Source organism: Candidatus Hadarchaeales archaeon (assembly GCA_038736355.1).
In the GTDB taxonomy this organism is placed as follows: Archaea; Hadarchaeota; Hadarchaeia; order Hadarchaeales; family WYZ-LMO6; genus WYZ-LMO6.
In genome coordinates this window covers 28,720-55,481 of the sequence record JAVYML010000003.1, presented here as the reverse complement: position 1 = coordinate 55,481, position 26,762 = coordinate 28,720, and the positions used below count along the sequence as shown (strand labels likewise).

At 57.4% G+C, this 26,762-nt stretch carries 29 protein-coding genes, 1 tRNA gene and 1 other RNA gene; 8 read left to right on the top strand and 23 right to left on the bottom strand.

Annotated features, from left to right (window positions below; translation table 11 throughout):
• Nucleotides 1-8: 8 nt before the first annotated feature.
• A complete protein-coding gene (locus QXG22_05030) occupies nucleotides 9-530 on the top strand; it encodes a tRNA (cytidine(56)-2'-O)-methyltransferase (protein ID MEM0359349.1) in 522 nt (173 codons plus the stop codon).
• Here QXG22_05030 and QXG22_05025 read toward each other — a convergent pair.
• Genes QXG22_05025 through sixA form a run of 3 tightly spaced genes read right to left on the bottom strand, consistent with a single transcriptional unit; the run spans nucleotide 527 to nucleotide 2,944 of the window.
• Entirely contained in the window at nucleotides 527-1,534 is a 1,008-nt protein-coding gene (locus QXG22_05025) for a bifunctional phosphoglucose/phosphomannose isomerase (GenBank protein MEM0359348.1), read from the bottom strand. The two genes, QXG22_05030 and QXG22_05025, sit on opposite strands and share 4 nt — an antisense overlap.
• Entirely contained in the window at nucleotides 1,531-2,472 is a 942-nt protein-coding gene (locus QXG22_05020; GenBank protein ID MEM0359347.1) for an ROK family protein, read from the bottom strand. Before QXG22_05020 ends, QXG22_05025 begins: the two co-directional genes overlap by 4 nt.
• 19 nt (nucleotides 2,473-2,491) lie before the next feature.
• Complete coding sequence (gene sixA, locus QXG22_05015; GenBank protein MEM0359346.1) at nucleotides 2,492-2,944, bottom strand: phosphohistidine phosphatase SixA; 453 nt, start codon at nucleotides 2,942-2,944, stop codon at nucleotides 2,492-2,494.
• An 80-nt stretch (nucleotides 2,945-3,024) separates the two neighbouring features.
• Between sixA and QXG22_05010 the strand changes: the two genes are divergently transcribed.
• Nucleotides 3,025-3,639, top strand: coding sequence for a hypothetical protein (locus tag QXG22_05010; protein MEM0359345.1), 615 nt, complete (start codon nucleotides 3,025-3,027; stop codon nucleotides 3,637-3,639).
• A gap of 2 nt (nucleotides 3,640-3,641) precedes the next feature.
• Here QXG22_05010 and QXG22_05005 read toward each other — a convergent pair whose 3' ends face one another.
• Nucleotides 3,642-3,941, bottom strand: a complete 300-nt coding sequence (locus QXG22_05005) for an Sjogren's syndrome/scleroderma autoantigen 1 family protein (GenBank protein ID MEM0359344.1) — start codon at nucleotides 3,939-3,941, stop codon at nucleotides 3,642-3,644.
• A 46-nt stretch (nucleotides 3,942-3,987) separates the two neighbouring features.
• Between QXG22_05005 and QXG22_05000 the strand changes: the two genes are divergently transcribed.
• Nucleotides 3,988-4,257: a UPF0147 family protein gene (locus QXG22_05000; GenBank protein ID MEM0359343.1), complete on the top strand. Its 270-nt coding sequence runs from the start codon at nucleotides 3,988-3,990 to the stop codon at nucleotides 4,255-4,257.
• 50 nt (nucleotides 4,258-4,307) lie between these two features.
• Here QXG22_05000 and QXG22_04995 read toward each other — a convergent pair whose 3' ends face one another.
• From QXG22_04995 to QXG22_04970, 6 genes are read right to left on the bottom strand one after another with little or no spacing between them, the layout of a single operon-like run.
• Complete coding sequence (locus QXG22_04995; protein ID MEM0359342.1) at nucleotides 4,308-4,898, bottom strand: DUF655 domain-containing protein; 591 nt, start codon at nucleotides 4,896-4,898, stop codon at nucleotides 4,308-4,310.
• 16 nt (nucleotides 4,899-4,914) lie between these two features.
• The gene (locus tag QXG22_04990; GenBank protein MEM0359341.1) at nucleotides 4,915-5,253 is read right to left on the bottom strand and encodes an RNA polymerase Rpb4 family protein; all 339 of its coding nucleotides are present in this window, start codon (nucleotides 5,251-5,253) and stop codon (nucleotides 4,915-4,917) included.
• On the bottom strand, nucleotides 5,250-5,516 hold the full coding sequence (locus QXG22_04985) for a 50S ribosomal protein L21e (protein ID MEM0359340.1): 267 nt from the start codon (nucleotides 5,514-5,516) through the stop codon (nucleotides 5,250-5,252). Before QXG22_04985 ends, QXG22_04990 begins: the two co-directional genes overlap by 4 nt.
• Before the next feature lie 34 nt (nucleotides 5,517-5,550).
• Nucleotides 5,551-6,900: a signal recognition particle protein Srp54 gene (locus QXG22_04980; GenBank protein MEM0359339.1), complete on the bottom strand. Its 1,350-nt coding sequence runs from the start codon at nucleotides 6,898-6,900 to the stop codon at nucleotides 5,551-5,553.
• 4 nt (nucleotides 6,901-6,904) lie between these two features.
• On the bottom strand, nucleotides 6,905-7,495 hold the full coding sequence (gene tmk, locus QXG22_04975) for a dTMP kinase (protein MEM0359338.1): 591 nt from the start codon (nucleotides 7,493-7,495) through the stop codon (nucleotides 6,905-6,907).
• Nucleotides 7,492-8,616: a site-2 protease family protein gene (locus tag QXG22_04970; GenBank protein ID MEM0359337.1), complete on the bottom strand. Its 1,125-nt coding sequence runs from the start codon at nucleotides 8,614-8,616 to the stop codon at nucleotides 7,492-7,494. The genes tmk and QXG22_04970 overlap by 4 nt, the downstream gene beginning before the upstream one ends.
• A 75-nt stretch (nucleotides 8,617-8,691) precedes the next feature.
• On the opposite strand from QXG22_04970, the gene QXG22_04965 reads away from it, so the two are divergent.
• The gene (locus QXG22_04965) at nucleotides 8,692-10,536 is read left to right on the top strand and encodes a threonine--tRNA ligase (protein ID MEM0359336.1); all 1,845 of its coding nucleotides are present in this window, start codon (nucleotides 8,692-8,694) and stop codon (nucleotides 10,534-10,536) included.
• A gap of 1 nt (nucleotide 10,537) precedes the next feature.
• Here the strand turns inward: QXG22_04965 and porB are convergent, their stop codons facing one another.
• The 5 genes from porB to QXG22_04940 all read right to left on the bottom strand — a co-directional run bounded on the left by porB (nucleotide 10,538) and on the right by QXG22_04940 (nucleotide 15,569).
• Nucleotides 10,538-11,413: a pyruvate synthase subunit PorB gene (gene porB / locus QXG22_04960; protein ID MEM0359335.1), complete on the bottom strand. Its 876-nt coding sequence runs from the start codon at nucleotides 11,411-11,413 to the stop codon at nucleotides 10,538-10,540.
• Nucleotides 11,410-12,585, bottom strand: a complete 1,176-nt coding sequence (locus tag QXG22_04955; protein MEM0359334.1) for a hypothetical protein — start codon at nucleotides 12,583-12,585, stop codon at nucleotides 11,410-11,412. Before QXG22_04955 ends, porB begins: the two co-directional genes overlap by 4 nt.
• On the bottom strand, nucleotides 12,582-13,733 hold the full coding sequence (locus QXG22_04950) for an FAD-dependent oxidoreductase (GenBank protein ID MEM0359333.1): 1,152 nt from the start codon (nucleotides 13,731-13,733) through the stop codon (nucleotides 12,582-12,584). Before QXG22_04950 ends, QXG22_04955 begins: the two co-directional genes overlap by 4 nt.
• Nucleotides 13,730-14,257 carry a pyruvate ferredoxin oxidoreductase subunit gamma gene (locus QXG22_04945; GenBank protein ID MEM0359332.1) on the bottom strand — a complete coding sequence of 176 codons (528 nt, stop codon included), beginning with the start codon at nucleotides 14,255-14,257 and terminating at the stop codon, nucleotides 13,730-13,732. Before QXG22_04945 ends, QXG22_04950 begins: the two co-directional genes overlap by 4 nt.
• Nucleotides 14,258-14,360: 103 nt before the next feature.
• Entirely contained in the window at nucleotides 14,361-15,569 is a 1,209-nt protein-coding gene (locus QXG22_04940) for an acyl-CoA dehydrogenase family protein (GenBank protein ID MEM0359331.1), read from the bottom strand.
• Nucleotides 15,570-15,664: 95 nt separating this feature from the next.
• Between QXG22_04940 and QXG22_04935 the strand changes: the two genes are divergently transcribed.
• Both QXG22_04935 and QXG22_04930 read left to right on the top strand, forming a co-directional pair.
• Complete coding sequence (locus tag QXG22_04935) at nucleotides 15,665-16,537, top strand: NAD(P)H-hydrate dehydratase (protein ID MEM0359330.1); 873 nt, start codon at nucleotides 15,665-15,667, stop codon at nucleotides 16,535-16,537.
• A gap of 1 nt (nucleotide 16,538) precedes the next feature.
• The gene (locus QXG22_04930; protein MEM0359329.1) at nucleotides 16,539-16,685 is read left to right on the top strand and encodes a 50S ribosomal protein L40e; all 147 of its coding nucleotides are present in this window, start codon (nucleotides 16,539-16,541) and stop codon (nucleotides 16,683-16,685) included.
• Here the strand turns inward: QXG22_04930 and QXG22_04925 are convergent, their stop codons facing one another.
• Together QXG22_04925 and rnpB are read right to left on the bottom strand one after the other, a co-directional pair.
• Nucleotides 16,686-16,907, bottom strand: coding sequence for a hypothetical protein (locus QXG22_04925; GenBank protein ID MEM0359328.1), 222 nt, complete (start codon nucleotides 16,905-16,907; stop codon nucleotides 16,686-16,688).
• A 46-nt stretch (nucleotides 16,908-16,953) separates the two neighbouring features.
• Nucleotides 16,954-17,245: RNase P RNA component (rnpB, locus tag QXG22_04920), an RNA gene on the bottom strand.
• Nucleotides 17,246-17,346: 101 nt separating this feature from the next.
• Here rnpB and acs point away from each other — a divergent pair.
• Complete coding sequence (gene acs, locus QXG22_04915; GenBank protein MEM0359327.1) at nucleotides 17,347-19,299, top strand: acetate--CoA ligase; 1,953 nt, start codon at nucleotides 17,347-17,349, stop codon at nucleotides 19,297-19,299.
• A 62-nt stretch (nucleotides 19,300-19,361) separates the two neighbouring features.
• A tRNA-His gene (locus tag QXG22_04910) sits at nucleotides 19,362-19,456 on the top strand.
• Here the strand turns inward: QXG22_04910 and QXG22_04905 are convergent.
• The 6 genes from QXG22_04905 to QXG22_04880 all read right to left on the bottom strand — a co-directional run bounded on the left by QXG22_04905 (nucleotide 19,457) and on the right by QXG22_04880 (nucleotide 26,745).
• Nucleotides 19,457-22,393, bottom strand: coding sequence for a hypothetical protein (locus QXG22_04905; GenBank protein ID MEM0359326.1), 2,937 nt, complete (start codon nucleotides 22,391-22,393; stop codon nucleotides 19,457-19,459).
• Nucleotides 22,390-23,325: a hypothetical protein gene (locus QXG22_04900; protein ID MEM0359325.1), complete on the bottom strand. Its 936-nt coding sequence runs from the start codon at nucleotides 23,323-23,325 to the stop codon at nucleotides 22,390-22,392. Before QXG22_04900 ends, QXG22_04905 begins: the two co-directional genes overlap by 4 nt.
• Nucleotides 23,318-24,010: a hypothetical protein gene (locus QXG22_04895; protein MEM0359324.1), complete on the bottom strand. Its 693-nt coding sequence runs from the start codon at nucleotides 24,008-24,010 to the stop codon at nucleotides 23,318-23,320. Before QXG22_04895 ends, QXG22_04900 begins: the two co-directional genes overlap by 8 nt.
• Entirely contained in the window at nucleotides 24,007-25,158 is a 1,152-nt protein-coding gene (locus tag QXG22_04890; protein MEM0359323.1) for a glycosyltransferase, read from the bottom strand. Before QXG22_04890 ends, QXG22_04895 begins: the two co-directional genes overlap by 4 nt.
• A complete protein-coding gene (locus QXG22_04885) occupies nucleotides 25,110-26,057 on the bottom strand; it encodes a UbiA family prenyltransferase (protein MEM0359322.1) in 948 nt (315 codons plus the stop codon). The genes QXG22_04890 and QXG22_04885 overlap by 49 nt, the downstream gene beginning before the upstream one ends.
• Nucleotides 26,058-26,610: 553 nt before the next feature.
• On the bottom strand, nucleotides 26,611-26,745 hold the full coding sequence (locus tag QXG22_04880) for a hypothetical protein (GenBank protein MEM0359321.1): 135 nt from the start codon (nucleotides 26,743-26,745) through the stop codon (nucleotides 26,611-26,613).
• Between the last annotated feature and the right edge of the window lie 17 nt (nucleotides 26,746-26,762).

Here is a 26,762-nt window from a genome sequence, read left to right as displayed (position 1 = left end):
TTGGGAAGATGAGGGTTGTGGTGCTGAGGATGGGCCATCGCCCCTTCAGGGATCAGAGGCTCACCACGCACGTGGCCTTGACCGCTAGGGCCTTCGGGGCTGACGGAATGATCCTCGCCGACTGGAGGGATCCGGAGCTGGAGAGGAGGATGGAGGAGTTGGGGAGGGAATGGGGAGGGAGTTTCTGGGTGAAGGGGGGAAAGCCGTGGAAGGAAGCGGTGGAAGAGTGGAAGAAGGAGGGGGGAAAGGTGGTACACCTGACGATGTACGGCAGGCCCTTGGAAGAAATCCTTCCACTCGTGAAGGGAAGGGACCTGCTGGTGGTCGTGGGGGCGGAGAAGGTTCCGGGGGAGATGTTCGAGCTGGCGGACTACAACGTGGCGGTGGGCAACCAGCCCCACTCGGAAGTGGCAGCCCTAGCCGTCTTCCTGGACAGACTCTTCGATGGGGAGGAACTCAAGAGGGACTTCCCGGGGGGAAGGAGGAGGATCGTACCGAGCGAGAGGGGGAAAAGGGTGGAACTCCTCTAAAGGGAGGAGAGCCTTTTCTTGAGCTCCTCTATTTCCGGGACGGGTGTGGGATCCACCCCCCTCTTCACCGCGAGGTAGAAGGAAAGGAAGTCGCCGAAGTAGACCAGGGTGAGGAGGCGTGCCAGCCTCCCCCTCCCTTCCCCCCTGAACTCCACCACCTTCCTTCCCCTCAGGAGCTCCTTGAGGAACTCCATCCTCACCTCCATCCTCCGGTTCTCCTCCCCGCTCCTCAGGAGGATGAAGGACACAAAAGGGGGGGAAGAACGTAGCCCCACGATCTCGTTGTGGCAGAGCTCGGGAAGGAGCTCCACCTTTGCAGGTACTTTGCTGTTCTCGTTCAGCTGGGTCTTCAGCCTGAGGGCCACTCCGGCTATCCCGCCTGGGGCATAAATGAAGGGAAGGGTTCCCTTGAGCCTTTCCGCAGCCTCCTCCGCCGGATTTCCCTTCACCCCCGGTGCCAACCTCCTCCTCAGCCTTCCCAACCTTTCCCAGGCCTCCTCCAGTTCCTCCCTCCCCACCTCCACCAGACCCTTTTTCCTCAACACGCTGAAGGAAGGGAAGAGGAGGAAGGGGAGGGCCACCCTGGGCATCATTCCCCCCGGTACCTTCACATGGGGGATTCCCTCCTCCAAACACTTCTCCTCCAACCTTCCCCCAGAGGAAATCCCCACCACCTCCGCCCCCCTCTCGAGAGCTTCGGAAAGACAACTTAGGGTCTCCTCCGTGTTACCGGAATAGCTCACGGCCAGGACGAGGGTATCCCTCCCCACCCATCGTGGGAGATGGTAGTCCCTACAGACCTCGAAGGGAAAGGGAGGAACCAACCAATCCCTCAGGAGATCCCCCGCGATGGCCGAACCCCCCATACCCGCGAGCACCACCTTTCCCACCCTCCTTTTCCCCGTCCTCACTTCCAGCGAAAGGGCCTCCCCGCACCTCTCCGGGAAGCGCAGGAGCTCGGCCAGCATCCCCCCCTTATCCACCTTTCCTATTTCTTCCATCATTTCCTCACTTCCTGCCGGATGATTCCCACTGCCCCGTATAAACCAGCCCTTTCACCGAGGGGGGTGAGTCTCACGGTTGGAGGACGGTTGTAGGCCTCCCTCCTCATCCACCTCCTCACGGGGGGAAGAAGCCATTTCGCATTCTTCAAGGCCACGGTTCCTCCCACGGTGATGAGGGAAGGATCGTAGGCCTCCACCAAGGAGGTGAAACCTATTCCGTTCAACCTCCCCACTTCTTCTAGCACCTTGAGGGCAAAGGAATCACCTGCCCTCACCGCTTCGAAAAAGTCCTCAGCCTTCAAACCATCTTTCCATCGTTTCCTTAGCATGCTTCCCTTCCCCTCCCCCCTTTTTAGTCTCCAATCCACTAGCTTTGGAAGGCCCGTTCCCGAACAATAAGCCTCCCAATGTCCCCTCCTCCCACATCCGCATTCCAGTCTTCCGGAAGAATCCACGACGAGATGACCTATCTCCACCGCATTTCCCTCCTTTCCCCAGAGGAGGTGTCCATCCACATAAGCCCCACCCCCTATTCCCGTCCCTATCCCCACATAAACGAGATCATCCACACCCCTGCCCGCGCCGAATTCCCTTTCCCCCACGACAGCGGCCGAACAGTCGTTCAGCAGGATCACGGGAACCTCCAACTCCTCCTCCAAGGGTTTGACGAGGGGGACCCGCTTGAAGGGAAGGTTGGGTGAGTTCCTCACTTCTCCCCTCTTGAGGTCCAAGGGTCCCACGGATGCCAAACCCACCCCCTCCAAACTCCCCCCTTTGAAAAGCATCGAACGAAGGAGGGAGAGGATCTGGCGGGAAGGGGAGAAGGGATCCACGAGGAGGGTTTTCTCCTTCCTCTCCACGAGCAGTTTTTTCCCGTCCGAAAGGGCCACCCTAAGGTTGGTGGCACCCAAGTCCACTCCTGCCAAAAGCTTCCTCAACCTCCCTGCCCCCTTGGAGTTAGAGGATTTCTGGAGAGAGCATCCATTTCAGCACCCACTTTTCCCCTTCTTTCTCCAGGCAAACCACCGTTCCAGGTTTGAAACCCAGCTTCACCCTTCCCTCTTCCCCCGAAAGGAGGAGGGAGGCCAGCTTACCCAGATGGGGCATATGTCCCACGAGCATGAGATCCTCTTCCGTTCTCTTCAATTCCTCCACCCAAGGAAGGGGATCATCCAAGGGGGTCAGGCCTAGTGCCTCCCGCATCTCCGTGGGGAGGAGCTCCTCCGCCAGGATTTTGGCCGTTTGGAGGGCCCTCAACTTACCGCTGTGAAGGATTTTGGAGACCCTGACGAACTTCGCCAAGAACTTGGCCACCTTAACTGCCTCTTCCTCCCCCTTCTTCGAAAGGGGCCTAGCAGGATCTTCCTCCTCGGGTTTTGCCTCGGCATGCTGGACCAAATATATCCTCATTCCCCCCTCTCTGGGAAAGTGGCGATTTGATTCTTTTGCCCACTGTAGGGATTAAAAGGCGGGGGTGCAAAGGAAGAGGGATGGAATACTTCGCAGGAACGATCGTGGGGCTGAAGACCAAGGAGGGGGCAGTGCTCGCCTCCGATACCAGGGCAGTGGGATATTATCTGGTCCTGAGCAAAAGGGCTAGGAAGATCTTCAAGCTGGAGGAGAAATTGGGGGCTGCCTTCTCAGGAGCCCCGGGGGACATCCAGAGTCTAGTGAGCATCCTCCAAGCCGAGGCCAACCTCTACAGGATAGAACACGGGAGATCCATTTCCACGAGGGGTCTGGCGCAGATCGCCTCCAATGTTCTCCAGAGCAGGAGGTGGTATCCCTATCTCCTGGAGGGTATCCTGTGTGGTTTCGAAGAGGAGGGATGTGTCCTCCTCACCCTCGATCCGGCTGGGGGGAGGGTGGAGGAGGAGGATTTCGCCAGCGGGGGAACGGGGGCCCAAGTGGCCTACGGAGTGCTCGAGAGGAACTACAGAAAGGGCCTGAGCCTCCTAGAAGGGGAAAAACTGGCGGTGGAGGCCATCCAAACGGCCATAGAAAGGGATGCGGCCACGGGAGACAAAGTGGTGGTGTCCGTGGTGGATGGGAAGGGATACAGGGAACTCACGGACGAGGAGGTGGATGCCCTCCTCAAGAAATAACCTCATGAACCCTCAAGTTTTTTGAGCACCTCTACCAGCGCTTCGATTTCCTTGAGGATCTTCATCATCTGATCGTGATCCTTTTCGGTCTCCAGCCTGCTCTTCAGCTCCTCCAGCTTTTTCTTGAGGGTCTCCTTCAAATCACTCTCCGGCTTCTTTTTTTCTTTCTCCCCACATGAAGGACAGAAAACCTTTCCATCCTTTTCGAAGAGGGGACCTCTACATTCCCCACAATGGATGGAAAGCATCCTCGCCCCGGAGAAGAGGGCCTCCACTGCCTTGCTCAGTTCCTTCTCCGACACTTCATCCCCTCTCCCTTTTAACCCTCCCACCTTTATTATTCTGGTGATGTCCTTGTCCTCCGAGACGGAGGCGAAGCTCAAAAAAGCCAGCGAACTGCTCTTGAACTTGGCCGGGGATCCCTCGGTCCCCAGAAACATCAGAAGGCTTGCCAGCCAAGCTAGGGAGACCCTGTTGAAAAAGGGTGAAGAACCTTCCGTGAGGGCTGCCTTCGCCGCCAGCATGCTCGAGGAAGCCAGCAACGACCCCAACATTCCCATGCACGCTAGGACCTCCATCTGGAACCTCCTAAGCCTGCTGGAGACCATCCGTGAGTAACCTTCCCCCTTTCCCGGCCGAAAGGCATGTCCGGAGAGCCCTAAGGCCCCCTAGACCTCCTCTTCCTCAGCCTTCTTCGAGGGTGGCCTAACGAAAATCCTGTACCTGTCCTCACCCTTCAGTTCTTTCAGGATCCTGTTGGCCACCATCTCCTTCAGGTCCCCCAGGCCTTTCACCCTGTTCTTGAGATCCTCCAAGCTGGAAAAGGGGGCCTTCTCCCTCTCCTCCAAGATACTCCACATGAGTTTCTTTCCTATTCCAGGAATGAGCTCTAACTGGTGGAACCTCGTGGTCACAGGACCTGCCTTGTTGAAAAAATCCAAGAACCTCTCGGGATGGCTTTCCACGAGCTTCCTCACCGCTTCCGGGAGCACCGCCTTGGCCGCCGCCGTCAAATCCTCGTAACCTATTCTCCTCCTGATCCTCTCCACCTTTTCCCTCTCCCCCTTACCTATGAACACCCTTTCCTGCACCTCGAACTTCATCCCCTTCTTGGGCACCACTTCCAAGAGGGTGAAGAAGTCTTCGCCCAAAAGCTGGACCACAGGCTCCCTGAGATGGATGGGTCTGGGATCGTTCGGATGGCCCTGTGGGAGGAAGTCCAACACTATCCCGTAATCCTCAAACTTCTTCTGAGCCAAAGTCTCCTCCCCTTCTTCACTTCCTATATTGGTCGAGGAGCTCCAACAACTTCTTGGTCTCCTCTGGACTCAGTCTTTTCCTCTCCTTCGAGAGAAGCATTTCCACTTCCTCAGGGGTCTCGGGCATCAGATCCACCAGCTGGACCGCCACCGTCTCCCTGAGCTCGAAGTTCTTCATCAATTCCTCCACCAGTTTGGCGGCCCCATCCGGCTTCACCCTCACGAACTTCTGGGCATAATCGTAATCCAAGCGCTGTTCGTACCTGAGCTCCCTTTCCTTCTTTATCTCCTCGAGGAGCTGCAGGACCTCAGCCAGCGTAACCGGTCTTTCCGAAACTATCCCAGAACCTATCACTCACCCACCCTTTGCAGGTGCTCAGGCAAAATAATAATCCTTTTCCTTTTCCCTCCATCGGTAATCTCCACCTCGTAGGCCCTTCCCCTCCTACCCACCACCACTCCCACCCTTCCCTGGTACCTCGGATGGGGCCTCCCCTTCTGCACGCTGGGCTCTATCTTCAACACCACCCTTTCCCCCATCTCAAAACCTCCCATGATCCTCCCAGCCGTGAGGGCCTCTCCCCTCTTCTTGGTGAGCTTCTTCCTAGCCTTGGTCATATCGCAAAAAAGTGGAACTGGATGCCTCAAAAACCTATCTCCCCCTCTTTTCCAGTTCTTTCACCAGCTTTCCCAGAGGCCCCACCCTGGGCAGTCTCCCCTTCCCAAGCATTTTCAGCATCTTCTTCATGAGCTCATATTGCTTCAAAAGTTCCCTCACTTCCGCCTCGCTCGTACCAGATCCCTTGGCTATCCTCCTTATCCTGGAAGCGTTGAGGATCTCGGGGTTTTCCAGTTCCTGGGGTGTCATCGATTGCATGATCACCTTGAAACGTTTCAGTTTTTCCTCCCCCACCCTCAACTGCTCTTCCGAAAGGGAGACCCCCACCCCGGGAAGGAGGTTGGCTATCTTTTTCAGGGGACCCATCTTGCTCATGGCCTCCAACTGCTCGTAAACCATTTTGAGGGTGAGCTTTCCCCTGAGGGCTTCCTTCATCTCCTCCCCGGCCTTTTCCCCCATCGTCTCCTCCATCCTCCTGAAGAAAGTCTCCAAGTCCCCCATTCCCAAAAGCCTCGCCATGAACTTCGGGGGAGAAAAGGGTTCTAGGTCCTCCAGGTGTTCCCCCGTCCCTATGAACTTGATGGGTGCACCCGTGGCCGCCACGGCCGAAAGGGCTCCTCCACCCTTCGCCGTCCCATCGAGCTTGGTCACGAGGATGGAGCCCAAGGGTGCCACCTTCCTGAAGGCCTCCGCCTGATCCCTAGCCTGCTGTCCCAGGGTGCCATCCACCACCAGCATCACCTCATCCGGCTGCAGTTCTTCCACCATCTTCTTCATCTCCTCCATCAGTCCCCTCTCCTCCTTGTGTCTCCCCGCCGAATCCACGAGGATCAGGTCGCATTTCTTCCTAAGTTCCTCCACCCCCCTCCTGGCGAGCTCAACCGAATCCTTTGCCGTGGGGTCCCCCCAAACTTCCACTCCAGCCTTCTGACCGAGCTGGAAAAGTTGCTCATAGGCTCCAGCCCTGAAGGTATCGGCACATACGATTCCCACCCTAAAGCCCTTTTTCTTGAAGTGGTAGGCTAGCTTGGCCACGGAAGTGGTTTTACCGCTCCCCTGAAGACCCACCATGAGGACCACGGTAGGTCCTCCCCTCTTCAGCTCAAAGGAAGAGGGTTTCCCCAATAGACTGGAGAGTTCCTCGTAAACTATCTTCACCGCATGTTCCCTTCTGCTCATCCCCGGCGGGGGGACCTCCTTCCTGAGGCGTTCCTCCAACCTCTTCGTGAGGTCGAGGACCAGCTGAACGTTCACATCCGCCTGTAGAAGGGCCCTCTGGAGATCCCTCACGAGCTCCTTCACCGTTTCCTCATCCAAATGCGGGGCCCTGGCGAGCTTTTGAAGGGCTCCATGCAGGGCCTTTCCCAATCTTTCTAGAACCATTCCTTCACCTCCCTAACCACCGCAACACCGCTTCCTTCATCCTTTCATGTACCTCCCCCACCGATCCCCTCCCCTCTATCCTCTCCATCTCCCCCCTCCCGACCAACTCCAAGTATTTCTCCCTGACCTTCCTCTGGAACTCCAAATCCCTCTCAAAGAGATCCAGTTTCTTCCCCTCCATCCTCTTCAAACATTCCTCTGGGGGGAGGTCCAAGAAAAGGGTGAGGTCTGGAAGGGGGGAAAACCTGTTGAGCTCCCTTATCCATTCCTCCTTCAAACCCCTTGCGCACTGGTAGGCTATGGAAGAGTAAAGGCCCCTTTCACTCACCACCATCTTTCCCTCCCTCAGGGCGGGGAAAAGCAGACGGGAGGCATGGTCCATCCTATCGGCGGCGAAGAGGAGGGCCTCCACCTCGGCGGTCAGGCCCCCTTCCCTCAGCCCCTTCCTTATGAGTCTTCCTATGGATCCCTTGGTCGGTTCCGCCGTACGCAAAACAGGATAGCCCAAAGAACGCAACCACTTCGCCAAGAGGTCCACCTGCGTGCTCTTGCCGCATCCATCCAATCCCTCCACGCAGAGCAGCTTTCCCTTCATACCCATACCTCGGGCAGGGGAAAGGTGAGGGGAAGGAGGAGGAAGGTCGCGAAGGCCAGAAAACGGTGGGAGGAGGAGAGGGGGGAAAGATCGTCCAGCACCCCAGCATGTGGACGACCGAAAAAGAGGAGGATGAGGAAGCCCCAGACCCAAAAGAAGGGATAGTAGGGTAGAAGGAGGCCCGAGAAAAGAAGACCCAGACCCACGATCTTCGTGAGGGTGTGGTGGTTCCTAGTATTCATGAGCCCCCTCGCCACGTGTCCCCCATCCAGCTGCCCTGCAGGGAGGAGGTTGAGGAAGGTGATGACCATCATTACCGAACCCGCGAGAACGAGGGGATTGTCGGACCCCCTCCCGACCAGTGACCTCAGGAAGAGGAGAACCGGAGTCGTGAGGAAACCCGTTTCTCCCTTCCCTCCCCAGAGGAGTCCCAGCAAACTGACGGAGAGGGCCGCCAGGAAACCAAGCAAGGGCCCATAGGCCCCTACCTCTACCAGGGCATTCCTAGAAGGGATGGGGCTCCTCACCCTCACCACCGCTCCCAACGTGCCCAGATAGGTGGGTGCTGGGATGAAGTATGGGGGGGAAGCCTCCACTCCGTTTCTCCTAGCGGCGATCCCGTGGCCGAGTTCATGCGAAGCCAGGATTCCCATCAGACTTATGGAGAAGAGCATGGCCTTCGTCGTTTCTCCGAAAAGAAAGAAGTAGCTGGATCCGAAAACCGAAAGGAGCGTCAGCCCGAGGAGGAGGGAGGGGAGGTAGGGTTTTTCCCTCTTGGGAGGAGGGAGGGTAAAGATCCTGAGGTAAAGGCTCCCGTCCCTTCTCCTGAGGGCACAGATCTTCCTCTTGGGCCTCAGGGCACGCAGGAGTCTGGAGAAGGAGGAATTCGGTCTAGCCTCCACTTCGAGCTCCCCTTCCCCCTTACCGAACACGAAATCCACCACCAAGAACTCCTTCTCCACCTCGGAGAGTACCTCCTCCCACTCTCTGGGAAGTTCCTTCCCCGTAACGGCTAAGTCTCCACCGCATTTGGGACACCTGTCCTTCAACAGCTCTCCGAGACCGAGGGAGGACATCCGGTAGTCCTCGTAGCCACAGGAAAGGCACTCCGCCCTTATCACCCTTTTTTCCGTCCTTCCACCTCCTCCGTGGTTTGGAGCGATAAGTAAATATCCCTCCCGGAAGACTCCAGCCGGATGCGTCTGCTCCTCATCCACGCCGATTTCCTGGAATTCAAGGCCCTCCAGCCCACCCCGATGGCGGAGGAGGTGGAGGAAGGAAAGGGGGAGGGAAGGGTGGAAGAAGTGCTGGTGGCCTTCACAGCGGTGGAGGAGGAGGATGGTAGGAATCCAGAGGTGGTTATCTCCAAGGCCTCGGAGGAAATCCTGGACCTATGCAAAAAACTGGGGGTGGGGAGGGTGGCGGTCTATCCCTATGCCCACCTCAGTCCCTCCCTTTCCTCCCCCGACATTGCCCTGAGGATCCTGAAGGGACTCAGGGAGAAACTCACCGAGAAGGGACTCGAAGTCCTCCATGTCCCCTTCGGATGGTACAAGGCCTTCACCCTCCGATGTAAAGGACATCCCTTGAGCGAACTCTCGAGAACCATCTCGCCCGAGCCCGCCCCCCTTTCCAGCGAGAGGGAGGAGGGGGGGGAGCTGAGGGTTCTCTCCCCCGACGGGAGGGAGGAGAGGGTGGATCCGGAAAGGCTCGAAGCCTGCAAGCTCCTGGAAGGAAATCCCTTCCTAAAACAATACCTGCTCGCGGAAAGGGGGGGAAGAGGGGAGGAACCAGCTCACCTGCACCTCATGCGGAGGTTGGAGCTGGTGGATTACGAACCGGCAAGCGATGTGGGGCATTTCCGCTTCTATCCAAAGGGTGAACTATTGAAATCCCTGCTCGAGGATTATGCCGCCCAACTGGCTAGAAGCGTGGGGGCCCTCTTCATCCAGACACCCCTCCTCTACAGGCTGGAAGAGAAGGATATAGGTGCGCAGGCGGCCAAGTTCCTGGCTAAGGATTACAGGATCAAGCTTCCCGGTAAGACCCTCCTGCTGAGGTTTGCAGGTGATTTCGGCCTCTTCAGGATGATGAAGGAAGCCCAGCTCAGCTACCGACAGCTTCCCCTCAGGGTCTTCGAGCTCTCCCCCTCCTTCAGGTTGGAGCAGAGCGGGGAATGCGTGGGACTCAAACGCCTCCGTTCCTTCACCATGCCCGACCTCCATTGCTTCTGTTCCGATCTCCCCCAGGCCCTAGAGGAGTACAAGCTCCTCTTCCGTCTCTTTTTGGAACCCGTCCGTAGGATGGGTCTTCCCTACGCGTTGGTCTTCAGGGTGGTGGAGGAATTCTACCTAGAACACAGGAACTTCATTCTGGAGTTGGTGAGGGAAGAGGGAAGACCGGCGCTCTTGGAGCTCCTGCCTGGAAGGAAGCATTACTGGGTGATGAAGCACGAGCTCCAGTTCTTGGATCCGGAGGGAGGGAACTCCCAGCTCTCCACCGTCCAGCTCGATCTGGAAGATTCCGAGAGGTATGGGATCCTCTACACGGACGACCAGGGAAAGAAGAAGGGATGCGTGATCCTCCATTCCTCCATGGGATCCATAGAACGCTGGATCTATGCCCTACTCGAGAACGCGGAGAGGATGAGGAGGGAGGGAAAACCCCCCTCCCTTCCCCTCTGGCTCTCCCCCACACAGGTCAGGCTGATTCCCGTGGGGGACCGTCACTTGGAGCGCTGCCTTGGGGATGCGGAATTCCTAGAAGGGAAAGGGGTGAGGGCCGACGTAGACGATAGGGATTGGACTGTGGCGAGAAAGATCAGGGAGGCGGAGAGGGAGTGGATTCCCTACATAGCAGTGGTGGGGAACAGGGAAATGGAGAGCGGGAAGCTTTCCGTGAGGGTGAGGGGTTCGGAAGTGAGGGAGTATGGGGTGGAGGAGCTGGCGGAGGAAATAAGGAAGAAGTGTGAAGGCTTCCCACACCGTCCCCTAACCCTCCCCAGGAGGCTTTCCCTCCGTCCCATCTTCGTGGGCTCATAGATTATCCATACCAGCCCAAATTCAGCTCCCTGCAGCGTTCATCCACTTCCCTCTGAATCCTCTCCACCTCCTCTTCCGTCAGATGGGAGAACCTCCCCTGGAGCCTGAGGTACTCCCTCACGGGCTTCCTCCGCTTCGGTCTGAAGGTTAACTTGATCCTCCCCCCCTCGGCCTCCCAGAGGATCCAACAACCCGTCTCTACGGCCAACCTCGCTATCCTCACCGTAAGGGAGGAATCGTGTCTCCAACCGGTGGGGCAAGGACAGTGGACATGGAGATAGGAGGGTCCCTCCACGCTCGCCGCCTTCCTCACCTTCCAGAAGAGATCCTTGGGATATCCCACGGAGGCAGTGGCCACATAGGGAATGCGGTGGGCCAAAGCTATGGAAGGTACATCCTTTTTGGGCCTATCCTCTCCCTTCCAGAGTTTTCCCGCAGGGGTGGTGGTGGTCCAAGCACCGAAGGGGGTGGTCCCGCTCCTCTGTATGCCCGTGTTCATGTAGGCCTCATTGTCGGTGCACACATAGAGCACGTTGTGTCCCCTCTCCATCATTCCGGAAAGGGCCTGGAGCCCTATGTCTGCCGTCCCCCCGTCCCCCGCTATGGCCACCACCTTCACCCCCTTCCTCCCCAGCCTCTTGAGGGCCACCTCCACCCCCGAGGCGATGGCAGCCGCGTTCTCGAAGGCCCCGTGAATCCAGGGGACCCTCCAAGAAGTCTGGGGATAGGGAGTGGTGGTGACCTCCATACAACCGGTGGCCTGCACCACGATTATCTCCCTCCCCAAGGCCTTCAGGATCCACCTGAGGGCCATGACCTCACCACATCCAGGACAGGCACGATGTCCTGGTGCCAGAAGCTCTTCTTCGGGTATCATTCCACCAGCTCCTTCTTTACCCCTATCCAACAGGGGTTTTCTTCCACCCTTCCTTCCTCCACCACCTTCTTGAGCCTCGCCACGATCCCTTCCACATCTTCCACCCTCACATCCCTACTCCCCAAACCCAAGATGAAGTTCTGGAAAAGGGGTCTCTTGGACTCGTTCGCGAAGGCAGCCACGGTATCCGTATAGAGGGCACCCATCCATCCTGTGGAGATATCTTTCTCGAGTATCCCCACCACCTTACCCCTAGAGAGTGCCCTCACGACCTCCTGTTCCGGGAAGGGGCGGTAGAGGGTGAGCTTCACCGCCCCCACCTTTTCCCCCTTTTCCCTGCACCTGTCCACCGCCTCCCTGACCGTTCCCATCAAGGATCCCATCGTGAAGAGGAGGAGCTCAGCATCTTCCGTCCTATACTCCTCCAGAATTCCGTATTTCCTCCCGAACCTCCTCCGGAATTCTTCCGTCACCCTCACGAATTCCTCTTTAGCCCTTCGCATGTCACGATGCTGTAGATACCTTGCCTCCATGTAAACCTCCGGTACTCCCACGGGACCCATCGTGAGGGGGCGGGAAGGATCCAACTTGAAAGCCGGAGAATAGGGGGGAAGGAAGGCATCCACCTCAGCCTGTTCTGGTACCTCCACGGCCTCGGCCGTGTGGGAAAGGATGTACCCATCGTAGCAAACCATCGCGGGCAGGGAAATGCGCTCCGCCAAGAGGAAGGCCTGGAGAAGGAGATCGAGGATCTCCTGGTTGTTCTCACAGTAGAGCTGGATCCAGCCACTGTCTCTGACCGAGAGGGAATCCTGCTGATCGTTCCAGATACTCAGGGGGGCGGAGAGGGAACGATTGGCATTGGCCATCACCACCGGAAGCCTCATGCCCGAGACCACGTACAGGATTTCACTCATCAGCATGAGACCCTGGGAGGAGGTGGCGGTGAAGGCCCTTGCACCCGCGGCGGAGGCACCCAAGCAAACGCTCAAGGCACTATGCTCCGATTCCACCTTCACGAACTCGGCATCCAACTCCCCATCGGCCACGTACTTGGCTAGGGTTTCCACCACCACCGTCTGGGGGGTGATGGGATAGGCGGAAATCACTTGAACCCTAGCGAGCTTGGCCGCCAAGGCCGCGGCCTCGTTTCCGTTGAGTAATAGCTTCATCCCTCCTCCTCCATCCTTATCACGCCCCTAGGGCATTCTTGGGCACAGATCCCGCATCCCTTACAATAGTTCTCATCCGTCCTGTATTCGGTTTCCCCCTCCTTCACGATACATCCCTCCGGACAGAAAATCCAGCAATTATCACATCCGTTGCACATGCCACAACTGAAGCACCTTCCAGCCTCCGCCTCCACTTCTTCCTCCGAAGAGGGACCTTCCCTCCCTCCCACCCTAGGAGAAAAGTTGAAGTAGTCCAGTCTGATCTCCTCCAGACCGAGGATGGGCGGCACCCCTTCTTCCTCCACCTCCCTACCCTTGAGGAAAGCATCCACTGCTAAGGCCGTCCTCCTTCCAGAGCCTATGGCCCAGGCCACCCCCCTCCTTACCCCTGCCGCCAGCTCACCCGTAACGAAAAGTCCTCCTATCTCCGTCCTCCCCCATTTGTCCCCTTCCACCTTTTCCCCCTTCCTTTTCAGTCCTTCCGCCAACCCTTCGGGAAGGGGGCTCCTCCCCGTAGCCAACACCAACGCCCCATAGCCCTTGAGCTCTCCCCTCCCCTTCACCTCCCTCCTCTCCACCTCCACCCCCATCCCCCTTAGGAGGGAGAGTTCTTCCTCCAGGACCTCCCTGGGGAGGAGTTCCTCCGAGATACCCCAGGCCATCAAACCACCCTCCTTTTCCTTGGCTTCGAAGATCCTCACCTCATGCCCCCTGAGTCTCAAATGGTAGGCGCAGGAGAGACCTGAAGGACCACCACCGACTATCGCCACCGAATGTCCAGTGGCCCTTCCCGGCTCCACCCTCCAGCCCTTTTCCCTTCCGAGATCTCCCAGGAAACGCTCCACGCTCCTCACGGCTATGGCCTCATCGAAATCCTTCCTGTTGCAAGCCCCTTCACAAAAACGATAACACACCCTCCCGCATATCGAGGGAAAGGGGTTGGTCGACTTGAGGGTCTTCCAAGCTTCCTCCAGTCTTCCCCTTTTAACCAACCAAAGGATCCTAGGGATGTCGTTTTCTATCGGACAGGCGGAAACACAAGGAGCGGTTTTCCTCTCCCTCACCGGACGTAGGTACCTCCATCCGGAGGTCAAATATTCCACACTGCTTCCGGGTCTATCTATCACTATTCCTGGCAGTAGCTTCATTCCCTCGCCTCCTCGTAGGCCCTCCTTATGGCCCTCAGGTTCCTCTCCCCCAGCTTTCCCTTGAAGTACCTTCCCACCACGGTAAGAACCGACTCCAAGCTCACTTCCCCCGAAGCCCTCACATAGGCTCCCAGCATGGCCATGTTGGTAATGGGCGCCCCTATTTCCTCCACTGCTATGGAGGTGGCATCCACCCAAACCGTCCTCCCAGCACTCAGCTTCGGATTTTGCTTGGCGTTCACAACCAAGAGACCTCCTGGCTTTAGACCCTCCGTGACGTTGACGGTCTTGAGCAGGGTGCTATCGAGCACCACCACGTGATCCGGCTCATAGATCTGACTCCTTATCCTCACGGGTTTGGTATCGATCCTCGCGAAGGAAACCACGGGTGCTCCCCTTCTCTCCGCCCCGAAGAAGGGAAAGGCCTGAGCATATTTACCTTCTAAAAAGGCGGCTTCCGCTAACATGCGGGCCGCCGTAACAGCCCCCTGTCCACCCCTCCCGTGGAACCTTATTTCGATCACTTTTTCCCCAGGCCAAAAAATTTACAACTTATACCGCCCTTTGCTTATTTAACTTTTGCTACCTCGAGGGGGGAAAACAGGGGAAGAAAAAAAATAAGATGTTTCAGGCGTAGGCAGAAAAGCCCTTTCCTAGGATGGAGTATCCCGTGATCAGCTTCATGATCTCGGTGGTTCCATCTGGGACCGTCTGCATCCTAGCATCACGGAAGTACCTCTCCAAGGGCATCTCCTCAGAAAGTCCCAGTCCCCCGAAGATCTGCATGGCCATGTAGGTTACCTTCACCGCTGCCTCTCCACCATATGCTTTCGCCATGGCGGAGAGCCTCCTGGCATCCGGATCTCCCTTGGTGATGGCGTATACTGCCCTGTATCCCAGCAACCTAGCCGTCTCTATCAGTACGTTCATCTTGTAGAGCATCTCCTGAATCAGTTGGAACTTACCGATGGGCTTCCCGAATTGTACACGCACCTTGGCATATTCCACGGCCTTCTCGAAAGCGGCTTCCGCTATCCCCACCGACATCAGGCACATCCCCGCTCTGGGCATGGTGAGCATGGCCGTGACGGGGGAAACGGAGGTCAAGAGCTTCATGTAGCCCTCGGATACGGGGAGTCCTCCCTGTTCGAAGGCCCTCTGCACCAGCACCATCATCTCGTTGTTCTTGGGCACCTTGCAGTTGTCGAAGAACATCTCCCCGGTCGGGGAGGCCTTCCACCCTATCTTGTGGAGTTCGTTCGTCTCCCAGCCCGAAATTTCTTTTTCCACGAGGAAGAAAGTCTCCGCCCCCGTCTCCAGGTCTTTGGCTCCCACCCAGGCGGTGTCGGCGATGGGTGCATTGCTTATCCAAGTCTTCCTTCCGTTGATGACGTAATGATCGCCCTCCAGCTTAGCAGTGGTCTTTATGTTGGAGGTGTCGCAACCCGCTTCAGGCTCAGTTTCGGCGAAGCATCCTATGAACTCGCATCTCTCCATCCTCCTCAGGATCCTGTCCTTCACGTCCTCATCGGCAAAGGGAGCGAAAAGGGCGGGAATGGCCCCCATCCCAAAGAGGGGTAGAAGGCTGGGCCAGACCCTTCCCACTTCCTCAGCGAAGATACAGAAAATCATTGGATCCATCATCATTCTGATGTTCTCCGGATCGAGACCTATTCCTATGCTCTTGAACTTCTTCATGATCTGTATCGCTTCCTCCCTGGTGAGCGGTCCCTGGGCATCCCTCTTGTTCACATAGGACTCAGGAAATTCCTTGTTCAAGAACTCCCTCAGGGTTTCCTTGAACATCCGCTGTTCCTCGGTCAGTTCAAAATCCATTCCATCCCTCCTTTTTCTTTTTTACCCCTTTTCTTCCCTTCCGCGGTATTTAATCCTTTACGAAGTTATATTCTGTCCAACGGAGAGAAGGAAGGATGGTCTTGAAATACGTAACCAAAGCCATGGTCAGAAAGGTACTCCCCCACAGAAGACCCGATTCGCACAAGGGGGAAAACGGGAGGGTTTTGGTGGTGGGGGGAAGCTCGAGGTACGTGGGTGCTCCGGCCCTAGCCGCCCTTTCCGCCCTCAGATCCGGGGTGGACTTGGCTACCGTGGCCTCTCCAAGGGAAACGGCCAAACTCATCAACACCTTCTCTCCCGATCTCATCACCGTGAAACTCCCCTGCGAGGATTTGACCCCAGAAGCCCTTCCCCACCTCTTCCCGGAGCTGGAGAAGTGCGATACCCTCATCTTGGGGCCGGGATTGGGGGGGTTGGAGGAAACAAGGAAAGCCGTCCTCTCCCTCTTGGAGGAGGTACGGAGAGAACATCCCGATCTCCCCGTTCTCTTGGATGCCGACGCCCTCAAAGCCGTGAGGGGAAAGGAGTGGAGGGGAATGAAGGTGGTGCTCACCCCCCACGCTGGAGAGTTCAAGGCGGTCACGGAAAGAGAAGTACCAAAAGATCTGGAAGGGAGAGCGAAGACGGTAGGGGAGGAAGCCAGAAGACTGGGCTGCGTGATCCTGCTCAAGGGAAGGATAGACTTTATCTCTTCCCCAGAGGGGAAAGTCTTCCTCAACCGGACGGGAAATCCTGGCATGACGGTGGGGGGGACGGGGGATGTCCTCTCTGGGGTGGTGGGTGGGCTGATGGCCCAAGGGCTGAGCCCCTTTGAAGCGGCCTGGGCGGGGGCCTACGTGAACGGGGCGGCGGGCGATCTCTGCCTTAGGGAAAAGGGTTACGGCTTCACCGCCTCAGATTTAATAGATAAGCTACCCTTAGTATTCAAGACCCTGAAGGAGGGATAGGATGGCGAGGTTCGAAGTTGCCGAGAGGAGGCTCTTCAACGTGAAGATCTGCATGAAATGCAATGCCCACAATGCTTGGAGAGCTACCAAGTGTAGGAAGTGTGGCTACACCGGACTGAGGCCCAAGGCCAAGGAGAGGAGGGCCTGATCACAGGATTCCCCTGTGCTTGGCACAGGAAATGCATGCATAAGCCTTTCTAGAGGGGATGAAGACTTTTCTGCGATCCAGACCTGGAATGGCTTTGGGATCCAACCAAGAACCCTTTTGCACGGGGATAGCCTTTATTCTGGGAGTTAGACGCCCGCAGTAAACACAGGGCACCGGCTGGCTCCTTCCACCGATGGCGTAATGACCCCACTTCTTTCCCATACATCTCATCCTCCCGTCTACGGGATAAAAGGGTGATGGAGTGCCGGCGTCCTGGCCGTAATCCACCTTCTGTTCTAGGCAGCATTGGGCTTAGCGGGCTACCACCCGTCTCGAGCGGGTGCTCATAGACGGTCTTTTGCCCTTGCCTCCCGCGGAATGGCCGTTTCATCCCCCGACCCCCTCTCAGCGTTTCCGCCTCATCCTCCTCGAGAAGCCGGCGGGTATCGTTTCTGTGCCAGGGTCGGGCCTCTCGGCCCAGTCCTCACGGACTCGCGGTACCCGCTTGAGGGGTGGAATTTCCTCAGGCGTTACCGCCCGGCAGCTGCCCACCAGCTCGCCGGCACCATTCTTCTTTCTTCCCGCAGTAATATATCTTACATATATCCCTCCGGGCACTCAGCAATCCTTTTAAAGGAGTTCACTCGAGGAATAAGATAAAATGCCGACTCAATGGGTAGTAGAGGATCCGAAGGAGAAAAACGTCTGGTGGCCTTCCGAGGAGATGAAGAAGAAGGCCTGGGTGAGTGATCCCAACATTTACGAGGAGGCCGCCAAAGATAGGGTAGCCTTCTGGGAAAAACTGGCGGCCGAGGGACTGGAATGGTTTAAACGCTGGGAGAAAGCCCACGAGTGGAACCCTCCCTACGTGAAGTGGTTCATAGGAGGAAAGATCAACGCCAGCTACAACGCGGTGGACAGGCACGTAAAGGCAGGAAAGGGAAACAAAAGGGCGGTGGTGTGGGTTCCCGAGCCACCCCATGAAAAACCAAGGGTACTTACCTACAACGAACTTTTCCTCCAAGTCAATAAGTTTGCCAACGTTTTGAAGAGTCTGGGGGTGAAGAAGGGGGACAGGGTGGGAATCTATCTCCCGATGATTCCCGAACTCTATCCGGCCATCCTTGCTTGCTCCAGGATAGGAGCTCCACACACGGTAGTCTTCTCCGCCTTTGCCCCCGAGGCCCTGAGGGTTAGACTGGAAGATTCGGAAGCTAAAGTACTGATCACCTGCGATGGCTACTACAGGAGGGGGAAAGTGGTGGACCTCAAGGCCAATGCAGACGAAGCCATCAAGGGAACCAGTGTGGAGAAGGTGGTGGTGGTGAGGAGGGCGGGGAACGAAGTGAAAATGGAAAAGGGGAGGGACTTGTGGTGGCACGAACTGATGGAAGAAGCCGATCCCTGGTGTCCTCCAGAGCACATGGACAGCGAAGACATGCTCTTCCTCCTCTACACCAGCGGTACCACGGGAAGGCCGAAAGGTGTAATCCATACCACGGGTGGTTACCTCACCCAAGCTTACTGGACCTCCAAGTGGGTATTCGACCTCCACGATGACGATCTCTTCTGGTGCACTGCTGACATAGGATGGGTAACGGGACATACCTACGCATGCTATGGTCCCCTCCTGAACGGTGCCACCCTTCTCATCTACGAGGGGGCTCCCGATTACCCAGCCCCCGACCGCTTCTGGGAAATCATAGAGAAATTCAAGGTCACCATCTTCTATACCGCCCCCACCGCCATCAGGATGTTCGCTAGGTGGGGGGAGGAGTGGGTGAAGAAGCACGATCTCAGCTCCCTCAGGTTGCTTGGAACCGTGGGAGAACCCATAGATAGGGAGACTTGGCTTTGGTACTTCTACAAAATAGGGGGAGGGAGATGCCCCATCACGGACACCTGGTGGCAAACGGAGACCGGTGGAACCCTGATCATGTCCCTCCCAGGAATAGGGCCCTTCATCCCCACGGTGGCGGGAAGACCCTTCCCCGGCGTACACATGGAAATCGTGGACGAGGAAGGAAATCCGACGGACTCGGGATATCTGGTGCAAGTACCTCCCCTGGCCCCAGCCATGCTCAGGGGTCTTTATAAGGCGGATGAAAAGTATAGGGAAACTTACTGGCTGAAGTACAACTATCGCTATTACTTCCCTTCCGACGGGGCCATCAGAACCCTTTACGGATGCATCAGGGTGACGGGCAGGGTGGACGATGTGATGAAGGTGGCAGGACATCGTCTCTCCACCGCGGAGATGGAGGATGTGCTCAATACCCATCCCTTCGTGGTGGAGAGCGCGGTGGTGCCCAAGCCACACGACCTAAAGGGTGAAGTTCCCGTAGCCTATGTGGTCTTGAAAGAAGGTAGGGCTCCCTCGAAGGAGCTGGAGGAAGAACTCAGGGCCCTAGTGAGGGAGAAAATAGGGCCCATAGCCACCCCCGAAGAGATCGTCTTCGCTCCCGACCTCCCAAGGACAAGGAGCGGAAAGATCATGCGCAGGATCTTAAAAGCCCTCCTCGTTAACGCTCCCGTGGGTGATACTTCTACCCTCCTCAATCCGGAAGCCGTGGAGACCCTGCGGAAACTGGTTGAAGGGAAGAGGAGTGGGTAACACCACTTTTAGAACCCGCGTCAATCCCATCCTTTTTTACCTCATCTTTTCCCAGAAAAATGGCCAGGGTGGTGTAGCGGTCAGCATCCGGGACTGTGGATCCCGTGACCCGGGTTCGAATCCGGTAAGACCGGCGGAGCTCCCGGCCCTGGCCCCATCACGTGTAAATCTCTAGCACGTTCACGCCGCAAGCCCTGTCGTAGTACTTCAGGTTCTTTCCGGCACGGTCCAGATAGGAATAGGCGTATGTGGCCCCTCCTAGGGAGGCCTTGGTGCCCTTGGTCCTGTAGGCGAAACCGTAGGGATCGTAAAGCTCCACGTACACGCTCTCCCCAGCCGTGCTCTTCCAGAACCTCACGCTCACCACCTTGCTCCTCCCGTTGTCGGAGAGGACGTGGCCCGCGTAAAGCAGCTCCCCGTTGTCCCTCACCACCCGAAGGGTGTGATGGGCGGAGAAGGATGAAGAGGTGAGGAGCTCCAGTTTCAGACCCGTCGTACCGGAAGGCGGGGTCATCCTTACCCCATGCCAGCCCGAAGGGTAGGAACCAAAGCCCATACCACCATCGTAGGCCATGCCGGTGGTCTTGGAGGAGAAGGTGGTGAAGGTCTCCACGTTGGCGTTCTCGGACGTGGAATCGTAGGTGATTTCGGCCTTGAAGTAGTAGAGCGTGTTCGCGGTAAGGCCCGTGACCCTGTAGCTGTAGGTGGTGCCCCTGTAGCCGGAAACGAGAGGGGTGGCCGTCCAGACCCCATCCTTCTGGTACCAGAACCTTATGCTCACGCTGTCGTAGTTGGCGTAGTAAATCCTGGCGTTGAGCACGGCGGAGGAGTTGTCCACCTCCGTGGCCTTCAGGGTGATGGCATAGGGCTTGCTGGAGAGGGTTTTGAAGGTTCTGATTCCACCCCCATAGACCTGTCCGCCGTATCTCACCTGCGCCTGGAAGTAGTACTTCTTGTTCTCCTGCAGGCCCGTGAGTGGATACCAGTACCAGCTTCCCTGCCAGCTTTTCCAGGGGGTGCTCACCCAAGTGCCACCCTCCGGCATGTACTGGAACCTCACCACCGCAGTTGGATCCACGTAGAGGAGCCTGGCGGTGAGGGTGGCACTCTCCCACCCCACGTTCTCGGCCTCCATGGTGAACACGTTGGCCTGTCCGGCGGTGAGGGAGGTGATGGTCACATCGTGTACCTTTGGACCGTTGGCACCCGTGAGCTGGGAATGCTCACTGGAGAGGTACGCCACGTAGCGGATGTACCGGTTTTCCGGAATGGTATCCAGGTTGGCGGGGGAGGAAGTGAAGAAGGTGTTGGGGGTGCCGTCTGGACCAAGCTCCTCACTCCATGTTGAGCCATCGGCACTTACCTTAACCCTGAACTTCACGTAGCTCTGGTAAAGCACACCCTCCACCAGTATGCAGAGGTCCACATGAAGGGTGGTGGGGGAGAGATCTGTGTTGTCTGCCGACTCGTACTTGACCAGCAGGCTGGTCCCGCTCAGGTAGGAGGAAAGCTCCGAAGCTGGGATGTTCTTAGTGAGGGTCGTTTCAGTTCCCGTGAGGTCCCCCACGTACTCCCAGGAGTTTTCGCCGCTCTTCCACACGTATACCCTCACATTTTCGGAATCACCGCTCGTCTTACCCTTCACCTGCAGCTGGTAGTTGGAGTAGCCCGTCGTAACATTCTCTATGTTCTGCTGCCAGCGGAGCCCGCAGGTGGCCTGGGCGAAGATCACCGTGACGTAAGGGGGAAGGTGGGAGCTCTCGGTGAAGGAAACCGTGACGGTGTGGGTGTGGGTACCGCTGGCGAAGGTGACGGCGGTTCCCGCATCCAGGTTGGCCGAAGCGGTGGCACCCGTCCCGGTGGTAATACTCAGGTCGGAATGGTTGTGGGTGGAGCTCCCTCCCGTGACCCCGTATCCGGCGGTGAGGTTCTCCATCGGGAACCTCCCGTTGAAGGATGGGAGAACCGTCCAGTTACCGCTTGGAATGCCGTCGAACATCCCTATCATCCCCCCGGGTATAGGGGTGTCGGAGCCGGCCTTGCCCAGGACCACCGTTATGTAGGGTGGAAGGTTGGTGGCGGACGAGGTGGTACCCGACCCGGTGTGGGTGTGGGTGCTGGTGGGATAAGCGGTGGAGTCATCACAGGGGTCCGTGGCCAGCCCGACCGTAGAGGAGGGGCCCCCAGTGCTCACGCTCACGCTATGGGTGTGGGTGGGGTTTCCCCCCATACCCCCTGCCGAAGGGGCCCCCCTGAGGAAGCGGTTATCCGCCGCCGTGTAGAGGGACCAGCCCGGGGGGAGGGAGGTGGAGGGGAAAAGGGCTATCACGCCCGCCGGCAGGATGGAGGGAATCCCGGAGTTGTACCTGATCACCTTCAGGTCGTAGTAGGGGGGGAGATGATTTTCGGTGGCAACGGTGACGGTCGGAGTGTGGGTGTGGGTACTGGTGGCGGTGGTCACGGCACTTCCCGAGTTCCTCTGGAGGGTGGCGGAGGGACCCCCGCAGGAGGAGGTGCTGGAGTGGGTGTGGGTCTCCGTTCCTCCCGTGCTCCCGTAGGTAGATCCCCCCATGGGAAACCTGTAGTAAAAGGGTTCCCCCGCATCATCGGAGATGCAGGTCCAGCCGGAGGGGATGGAGGCTCCATCCCAGAAGAGAATGAGGTTCACCATCCCCCCGTAGGGGGCTCCCGCCTCCTCCGTTATATTTTCGTAAACCCCGTTCGCCGTACGGGTGTCCAAGAGGGAGCCCCCCGTAATCCTCCCCATCCTGACGGTCCCGTCCACCAGCGTGGTGGGCTCCGCCCCCACGTTGTCGTTCTCCACGCTCACCATGAGGGTGGGAAGGGTGGCATTCCAGGAAAGGGTATCCCAGACTTGTAACTGCCCCGCGTCGAAGACCCTTGAGGTGAACCTGCCCTGCAGGTAGCCTACCTTGAGCCTGAGGTCGTCGTTCACGTTCTCCGTGTTCTCGTGGATTCCCTGGGCGAAATCGGCGTTGATGGTGTCCGTGAAAGTGAGGGCACTGAGCGGGGAAAGGAGAAGGAGGGAGAGAAGGAGCGCCGCCCCGGCCGCCACCTCCGCAAAGGCCCTCACCAATCCATCCTCTCTTTCCCCATGGATTTAACCTCTGTGATGGTTCGCTGCTTCACATAGTCCAAATCGCAGCCGGCAGAACAGGGGAGCCAACATTCGAGTTCCTCCCGCAAGGGAGAGAAAGTACCTTCCAGCAAATTCCCTAACCGGTAGGAACGCCCCAGCACGGAAGGGCCTAGGAGGTGTTCCAGCATGCATCCGTTCCAGCAGGTGTAGACGCTCCCATCGGGCAGGACCACGAAATGTCTTCTGCCCGCATCGCATTTCTTCAGGCCCGCCGGCGGGAACTCCACCTTCCTCTTGCTCACCAAGAGAAGCCTCACCCATTCCCTTTCTCCCTTGGTGTAGGGGGAGAGATAGGGATCCACGTGGACGAAAATTCCCTCCCTCCTGAACCTCTCCACCGCCTCCCCCACCCGATGGAGGAGAGGGGGATAGGCCACCACGTTTACCTTCACCTTTGGATGGATGGAGCGGAGCAGCACCACTTTTTTCAAGAACTCCTCCAACCCAACCGCCTCGGGATGATAGCTGGCCGTTATGGAGCTGAAACCGGATAGCCATTCCCTCTCCCTCTCCACCTCCCAGGAGAGGTTGGTGGTCACACCCACCCTGTTCTCCTTCCCCACCTCTTCCACGAATTCCCTGATTCCCCGCCAGAGGAAGGGCTCCCCTCCCGACACGTCCAGCTCCGAATCGGAAAAGCGGAGGAAGGAATCCACGGCCTTCTCCACGGACAGGTCCTCCGGGTAGAGGCGGGGGAAACCCATGTCCAAGAGGTGGCAGTAAGGGCATCTCCCGTAATAATTGCATCTGAAGGTGGGAAAGAGGATGAAGTGGGGACGGGGGAGAAGCCGGCGTTTCAGGTACCAGAGACGGAAAAGATGGCAGAAGGGTGGTCTGCTCATCACTCGATACAGCAGCTCAGCCAAACAGCCAGAGACAGAGGGAAAGACCAAGTGCCACCCCCAACCTTTCTCTCTCCCCGGTGAGGAAAAAAAGGGTGAGAACAAGGTAGGCGAGCAGGAGGAAGAAGGGCGGGGAGAAGACTAGCCAGTCAGCGTACTTGATGGAGAGGGGAAAAAGGAGAGAAGGGAGGAAAGAGTATCTCTTCTTCACCCCAAGAGACTTCTCCGCCCACACGCTCATCCAATAGGGGAGGAGAAGCAACTGAAGGAGCAGGGAAAGGTGCATGCAGTGCCCCCAGAAATAGGTGGGGGACAACCAGAGATGGATGGCGTCGAAGGGAACCAGGAGAACTCCCGCCACGAGCACGTGAAAAGCTCCGTGCTCCGCCATCCTGTAGTCCACCTCCCTCCCCATCACTCTCCCGATCCACCAGAGGACGGCTGAGAGCGAGAAGAGGGCTGCGGGGAGGAGGAAACCCTGCCAAAGATCGAACTCATGCCAGAAAAAGGAAAGGAGGTTGGGATACTCGGCGCGGTAAAAGGGGAGATGGACCAGCAGACCATGGAGGTAGAAGTGGAAATAACGCAGGATGAAGAGGAAGGGAAGGGAGAAGGAAAGGGGGAGCATCCCCATCCCCTCCATCACCTTCCCAGGACGGATCAGGAACTCCACGCTCTCCCTCAGCTCCCTTCTTATGGAAAAACTCATCCGAGCATCCTCCCCAGCAGTTCTTTCATCCTCCTCACGAACCTCTCCTCAGAGAACTCCTCCGCCCTCCTCCTGCATTCCCTGGGGGAGAAGAGGGAAGGATCGAAGCCCTTGAGGATCCTCACGAAGTTCTTCAGGTAGGGGGGATCAACCAGCAGGCCCGTCTTCCCATGCACCACCGTTTCCCTCACCCCCCCTTCGTTCACGGCTATCACGGGCTTGCCAGAGGCCATGGCCTCCACGGGCGCCATGCCAAAATCCTCCCTCCTGGCTGTGTGCACGAGGGCTTTGCATCCAGCATACAGCTCCACCAGTTCTCTCTCGCTCACCTCCTTCAGCCAGCTCACGTTCCCCATCCCCCTCATCTTTTCTTCAAGCCATGCCGTGTAGTCGGGATCTATGTAGCTGCCCACCAGCACCAATCTCTCGCCCGGCAGCCTCTTGAAGATCCTGAGGAGGAGCTCTATCCTCTTCTCCGGGCTTGGCCTCTGGACCGCCAAGAAGTATTCCCCTCCCCCCTTCATCCTGAACTTCTCCACTTTTACGGGAGGATAGACGACCTCCGCCTCCCTCCCGTAGTACCTCCAGATCCTTTTCTTTACCTCCAAGGAGTTGGCCAAAATTAGGTTCGGTCTCCTTGCCGCCCATTCGTCCATCCTCCTCCACCCCCTCCACCAGAGTTCGGCGAGGGCCCTCACCGGCGATCCGTACCTCCTTCCCAGATAGAGGGAAACGATGGGGCGAAGGTCGTAGAGGAAACGAGGAGGGGAATGGCAGTAGTGGAGGGTTACCTCTCCCTTGGCGAAGATACCGAGCTTCCCGCTGGTGAAAACGGCATCGTATCCCCTCAGGTCTAATCCGAGGAACTTCAGGATTCCCCAGCCGTGGAAGAAGGGATAAATCCAGGGATAGAACCTCCGATCCTGGGGCAGCTTCCAGTCGCCGAGGGTGTGGATCTTCAGCCCCCTGGCCTCCTCGAAGGCCTGGGAGGGATCGTAGAGGAGAGTGAAAACCTCGGCCCTGAAGGCCCTCGCCACCGTAAGGACTACCCTTTCCGCACCCCCCTTCACGCTGAGGAGATCGTGGCAAACCGCCAGTTTCAAACCCATCTCCTTATCCACCTCCAGGACATGAACAGGAACCTGCAATCGAGGAGGAGGATGGGGGGGAGGAGGGGAAGGAAGAAAGGATGGGTCCATACCATGAGAAGGGAGAGATAAAGGGGGAAAATTTGGAAGAGGAAGAGGTAGAAGATATCGGCGAAGAGGGGGGAGACCCTATGGGCTTGGGGAAATTCAGGGTTCCATTTGGGGTGGAAGAGGGAGAAAAGGAGAAAGAAGAGAAAGAGCGGGCTGAACCAGGGGAGAGAGGAAAACCAGAATAGGAGTGGAAAGAGGAGGAGGAAGGAGAGGGAAGAAAAGAAGCGAAGGAGCCTCAGGCCGAATTCCTCCCCCCTTTCGGTAACCAGCGTTTTCAGTCCCACCCTCCTGTCCCTCTCCAAGTCCTTCAGCTGGTGCTCCACTTGGGAGGTCAGCTGGACGGAGATGTAGAGAAGGAGGAAGAGAAACACATCGGGATCCCATCGGGGGAGGCGCAGGAGGAGGATGGAGAAGAGGAGGGGGAGGAACTCTATACCCACGTCCGTTCCCACTCCCATCCATCCCCTCTCCTTTAGTCTTATTCCCTTCACCGAGTAAAGGAAGGCCAGGATCAGGCCAAGCAGGGGGAGGAAGGACAAACTGGGGGATAATAGGAAGGAGAGCCCCAGGCAGGCCGAAAGGGTAAGGGAGGAGAGGAGGAGGATCTCCGTGCGCGAGAGGGGTTCAACCTCCTTGCCCGCCGCGAGATCGAAAGGGAAATCAAAATAGTCGTTGATCAGCACCGAGAAGGCACCGTATAGAAAGAGAAAGGGGAGGAGGAGAAAAAAAGTGGGAAGGAAGGAGGAAAAGAGGTCCCTGCTGAAGACGAAGTAGAGGAGGGGTGAAAGAAGCCAGATCATCCTGTGGAAGAAGGGAAATCTCCAAGCCCTGAGGCGGAGGAACCTCATCATTCACTGTTCTTCTTTTCCATAAAGAAAACTGAGGGAAACTGAGGGCACCTCCTTTTTAAATCGCAGGTCGCCAATCTTTAATGACCCATGCTGCTCCGCGCAGTGGACCGCTTATAGGATGAGGTTCCGTCTCGATGTGGGGCCCCGCTTGGGGAAGTGGGATATTGACCTTAGGAAAACATAATGGTTCTGCCTAGGGGGAAAATCTTCTTTCCAGCAGGTAAAGGGAGATCCCCTGAAGAGCCTGGTGACGTGGAAATAGGAGGAGTTGGCACATCCACCGCATTCCCGCCAGAGTTCCTCCCTTTTCTCCTTCCCCCTCAGTCTGACCTCCTCCAAATCTTCCCCCCCACTTTCCCCACCGGAAAAGGGTAAAAGCATCCGCAGAGATCTCCGTTGGGCATGAGGGAAACATGCAGGGTGAAGGGTTCGCACTCCACCACCCTCCCCCCCGAAGGTACCTCACGATGGCCCGCAAATGCTCTGGGGAATTGGAAAGGAAACTCCCGTGCTCCCTCTTCAGCTCAAAAAAGCTTGCCTTCCAACCACCTCACCTGTTCCCTGGTGGGCATGAACCCTTGGCCTCACAAACGGGGTTGAAAAAGAGATGATCCACCCTTTCCCTCAGAAAGTTCACTACTTCCTCTATTTTCCCCAGGTTGAGGTTGGTCAGGATGAAGTTCACCCCCACCTCACACCCGC

Coding starts and splice junctions, on each gene's coding strand:
- QXG22_05030 (MEM0359349.1), top strand. CDS start 9: ATGAGGGTTGTGGTGCTGAGGATGGGCCATCGCCCCTTCAGGGATCAG.
- QXG22_05025 (MEM0359348.1), bottom strand. CDS start 1,534: ATGATGGAAGAAATAGGAAAGGTGGATAAGGGGGGGATGCTGGCCGAG.
- sixA (MEM0359346.1), bottom strand. CDS start 2,944: ATGAGGATATATTTGGTCCAGCATGCCGAGGCAAAACCCGAGGAGGAA.
- QXG22_05010 (MEM0359345.1), top strand. CDS start 3,025: ATGGAATACTTCGCAGGAACGATCGTGGGGCTGAAGACCAAGGAGGGG.
- QXG22_05000 (MEM0359343.1), top strand. CDS start 3,988: ATGTCCTTGTCCTCCGAGACGGAGGCGAAGCTCAAAAAAGCCAGCGAA.
- QXG22_04985 (MEM0359340.1), bottom strand. CDS start 5,516: ATGACCAAGGCTAGGAAGAAGCTCACCAAGAAGAGGGGAGAGGCCCTC.
- QXG22_04980 (MEM0359339.1), bottom strand. CDS start 6,900: ATGGTTCTAGAAAGATTGGGAAAGGCCCTGCATGGAGCCCTTCAAAAG.
- tmk (MEM0359338.1), bottom strand. CDS start 7,495: ATGAAGGGAAAGCTGCTCTGCGTGGAGGGATTGGATGGATGCGGCAAG.
- QXG22_04965 (MEM0359336.1), top strand. CDS start 8,692: ATGCGTCTGCTCCTCATCCACGCCGATTTCCTGGAATTCAAGGCCCTC.
- porB (MEM0359335.1), bottom strand. CDS start 11,413: ATGATACCCGAAGAAGAGCTTCTGGCACCAGGACATCGTGCCTGTCCT.
- QXG22_04955 (MEM0359334.1), bottom strand. CDS start 12,585: ATGAAGCTATTACTCAACGGAAACGAGGCCGCGGCCTTGGCGGCCAAG.
- QXG22_04950 (MEM0359333.1), bottom strand. CDS start 13,733: ATGAAGCTACTGCCAGGAATAGTGATAGATAGACCCGGAAGCAGTGTG.
- QXG22_04940 (MEM0359331.1), bottom strand. CDS start 15,569: ATGGATTTTGAACTGACCGAGGAACAGCGGATGTTCAAGGAAACCCTG.
- QXG22_04935 (MEM0359330.1), top strand. CDS start 15,665: ATGGTCTTGAAATACGTAACCAAAGCCATGGTCAGAAAGGTACTCCCC.
- QXG22_04930 (MEM0359329.1), top strand. CDS start 16,539: ATGGCGAGGTTCGAAGTTGCCGAGAGGAGGCTCTTCAACGTGAAGATC.
- QXG22_04925 (MEM0359328.1), bottom strand. CDS start 16,907: ATGGGAAAGAAGTGGGGTCATTACGCCATCGGTGGAAGGAGCCAGCCG.
- acs (MEM0359327.1), top strand. CDS start 17,347: ATGCCGACTCAATGGGTAGTAGAGGATCCGAAGGAGAAAAACGTCTGG.
- QXG22_04895 (MEM0359324.1), bottom strand. CDS start 24,010: ATGAGTTTTTCCATAAGAAGGGAGCTGAGGGAGAGCGTGGAGTTCCTG.
- QXG22_04885 (MEM0359322.1), bottom strand. CDS start 26,057: ATGAGGTTCCTCCGCCTCAGGGCTTGGAGATTTCCCTTCTTCCACAGG.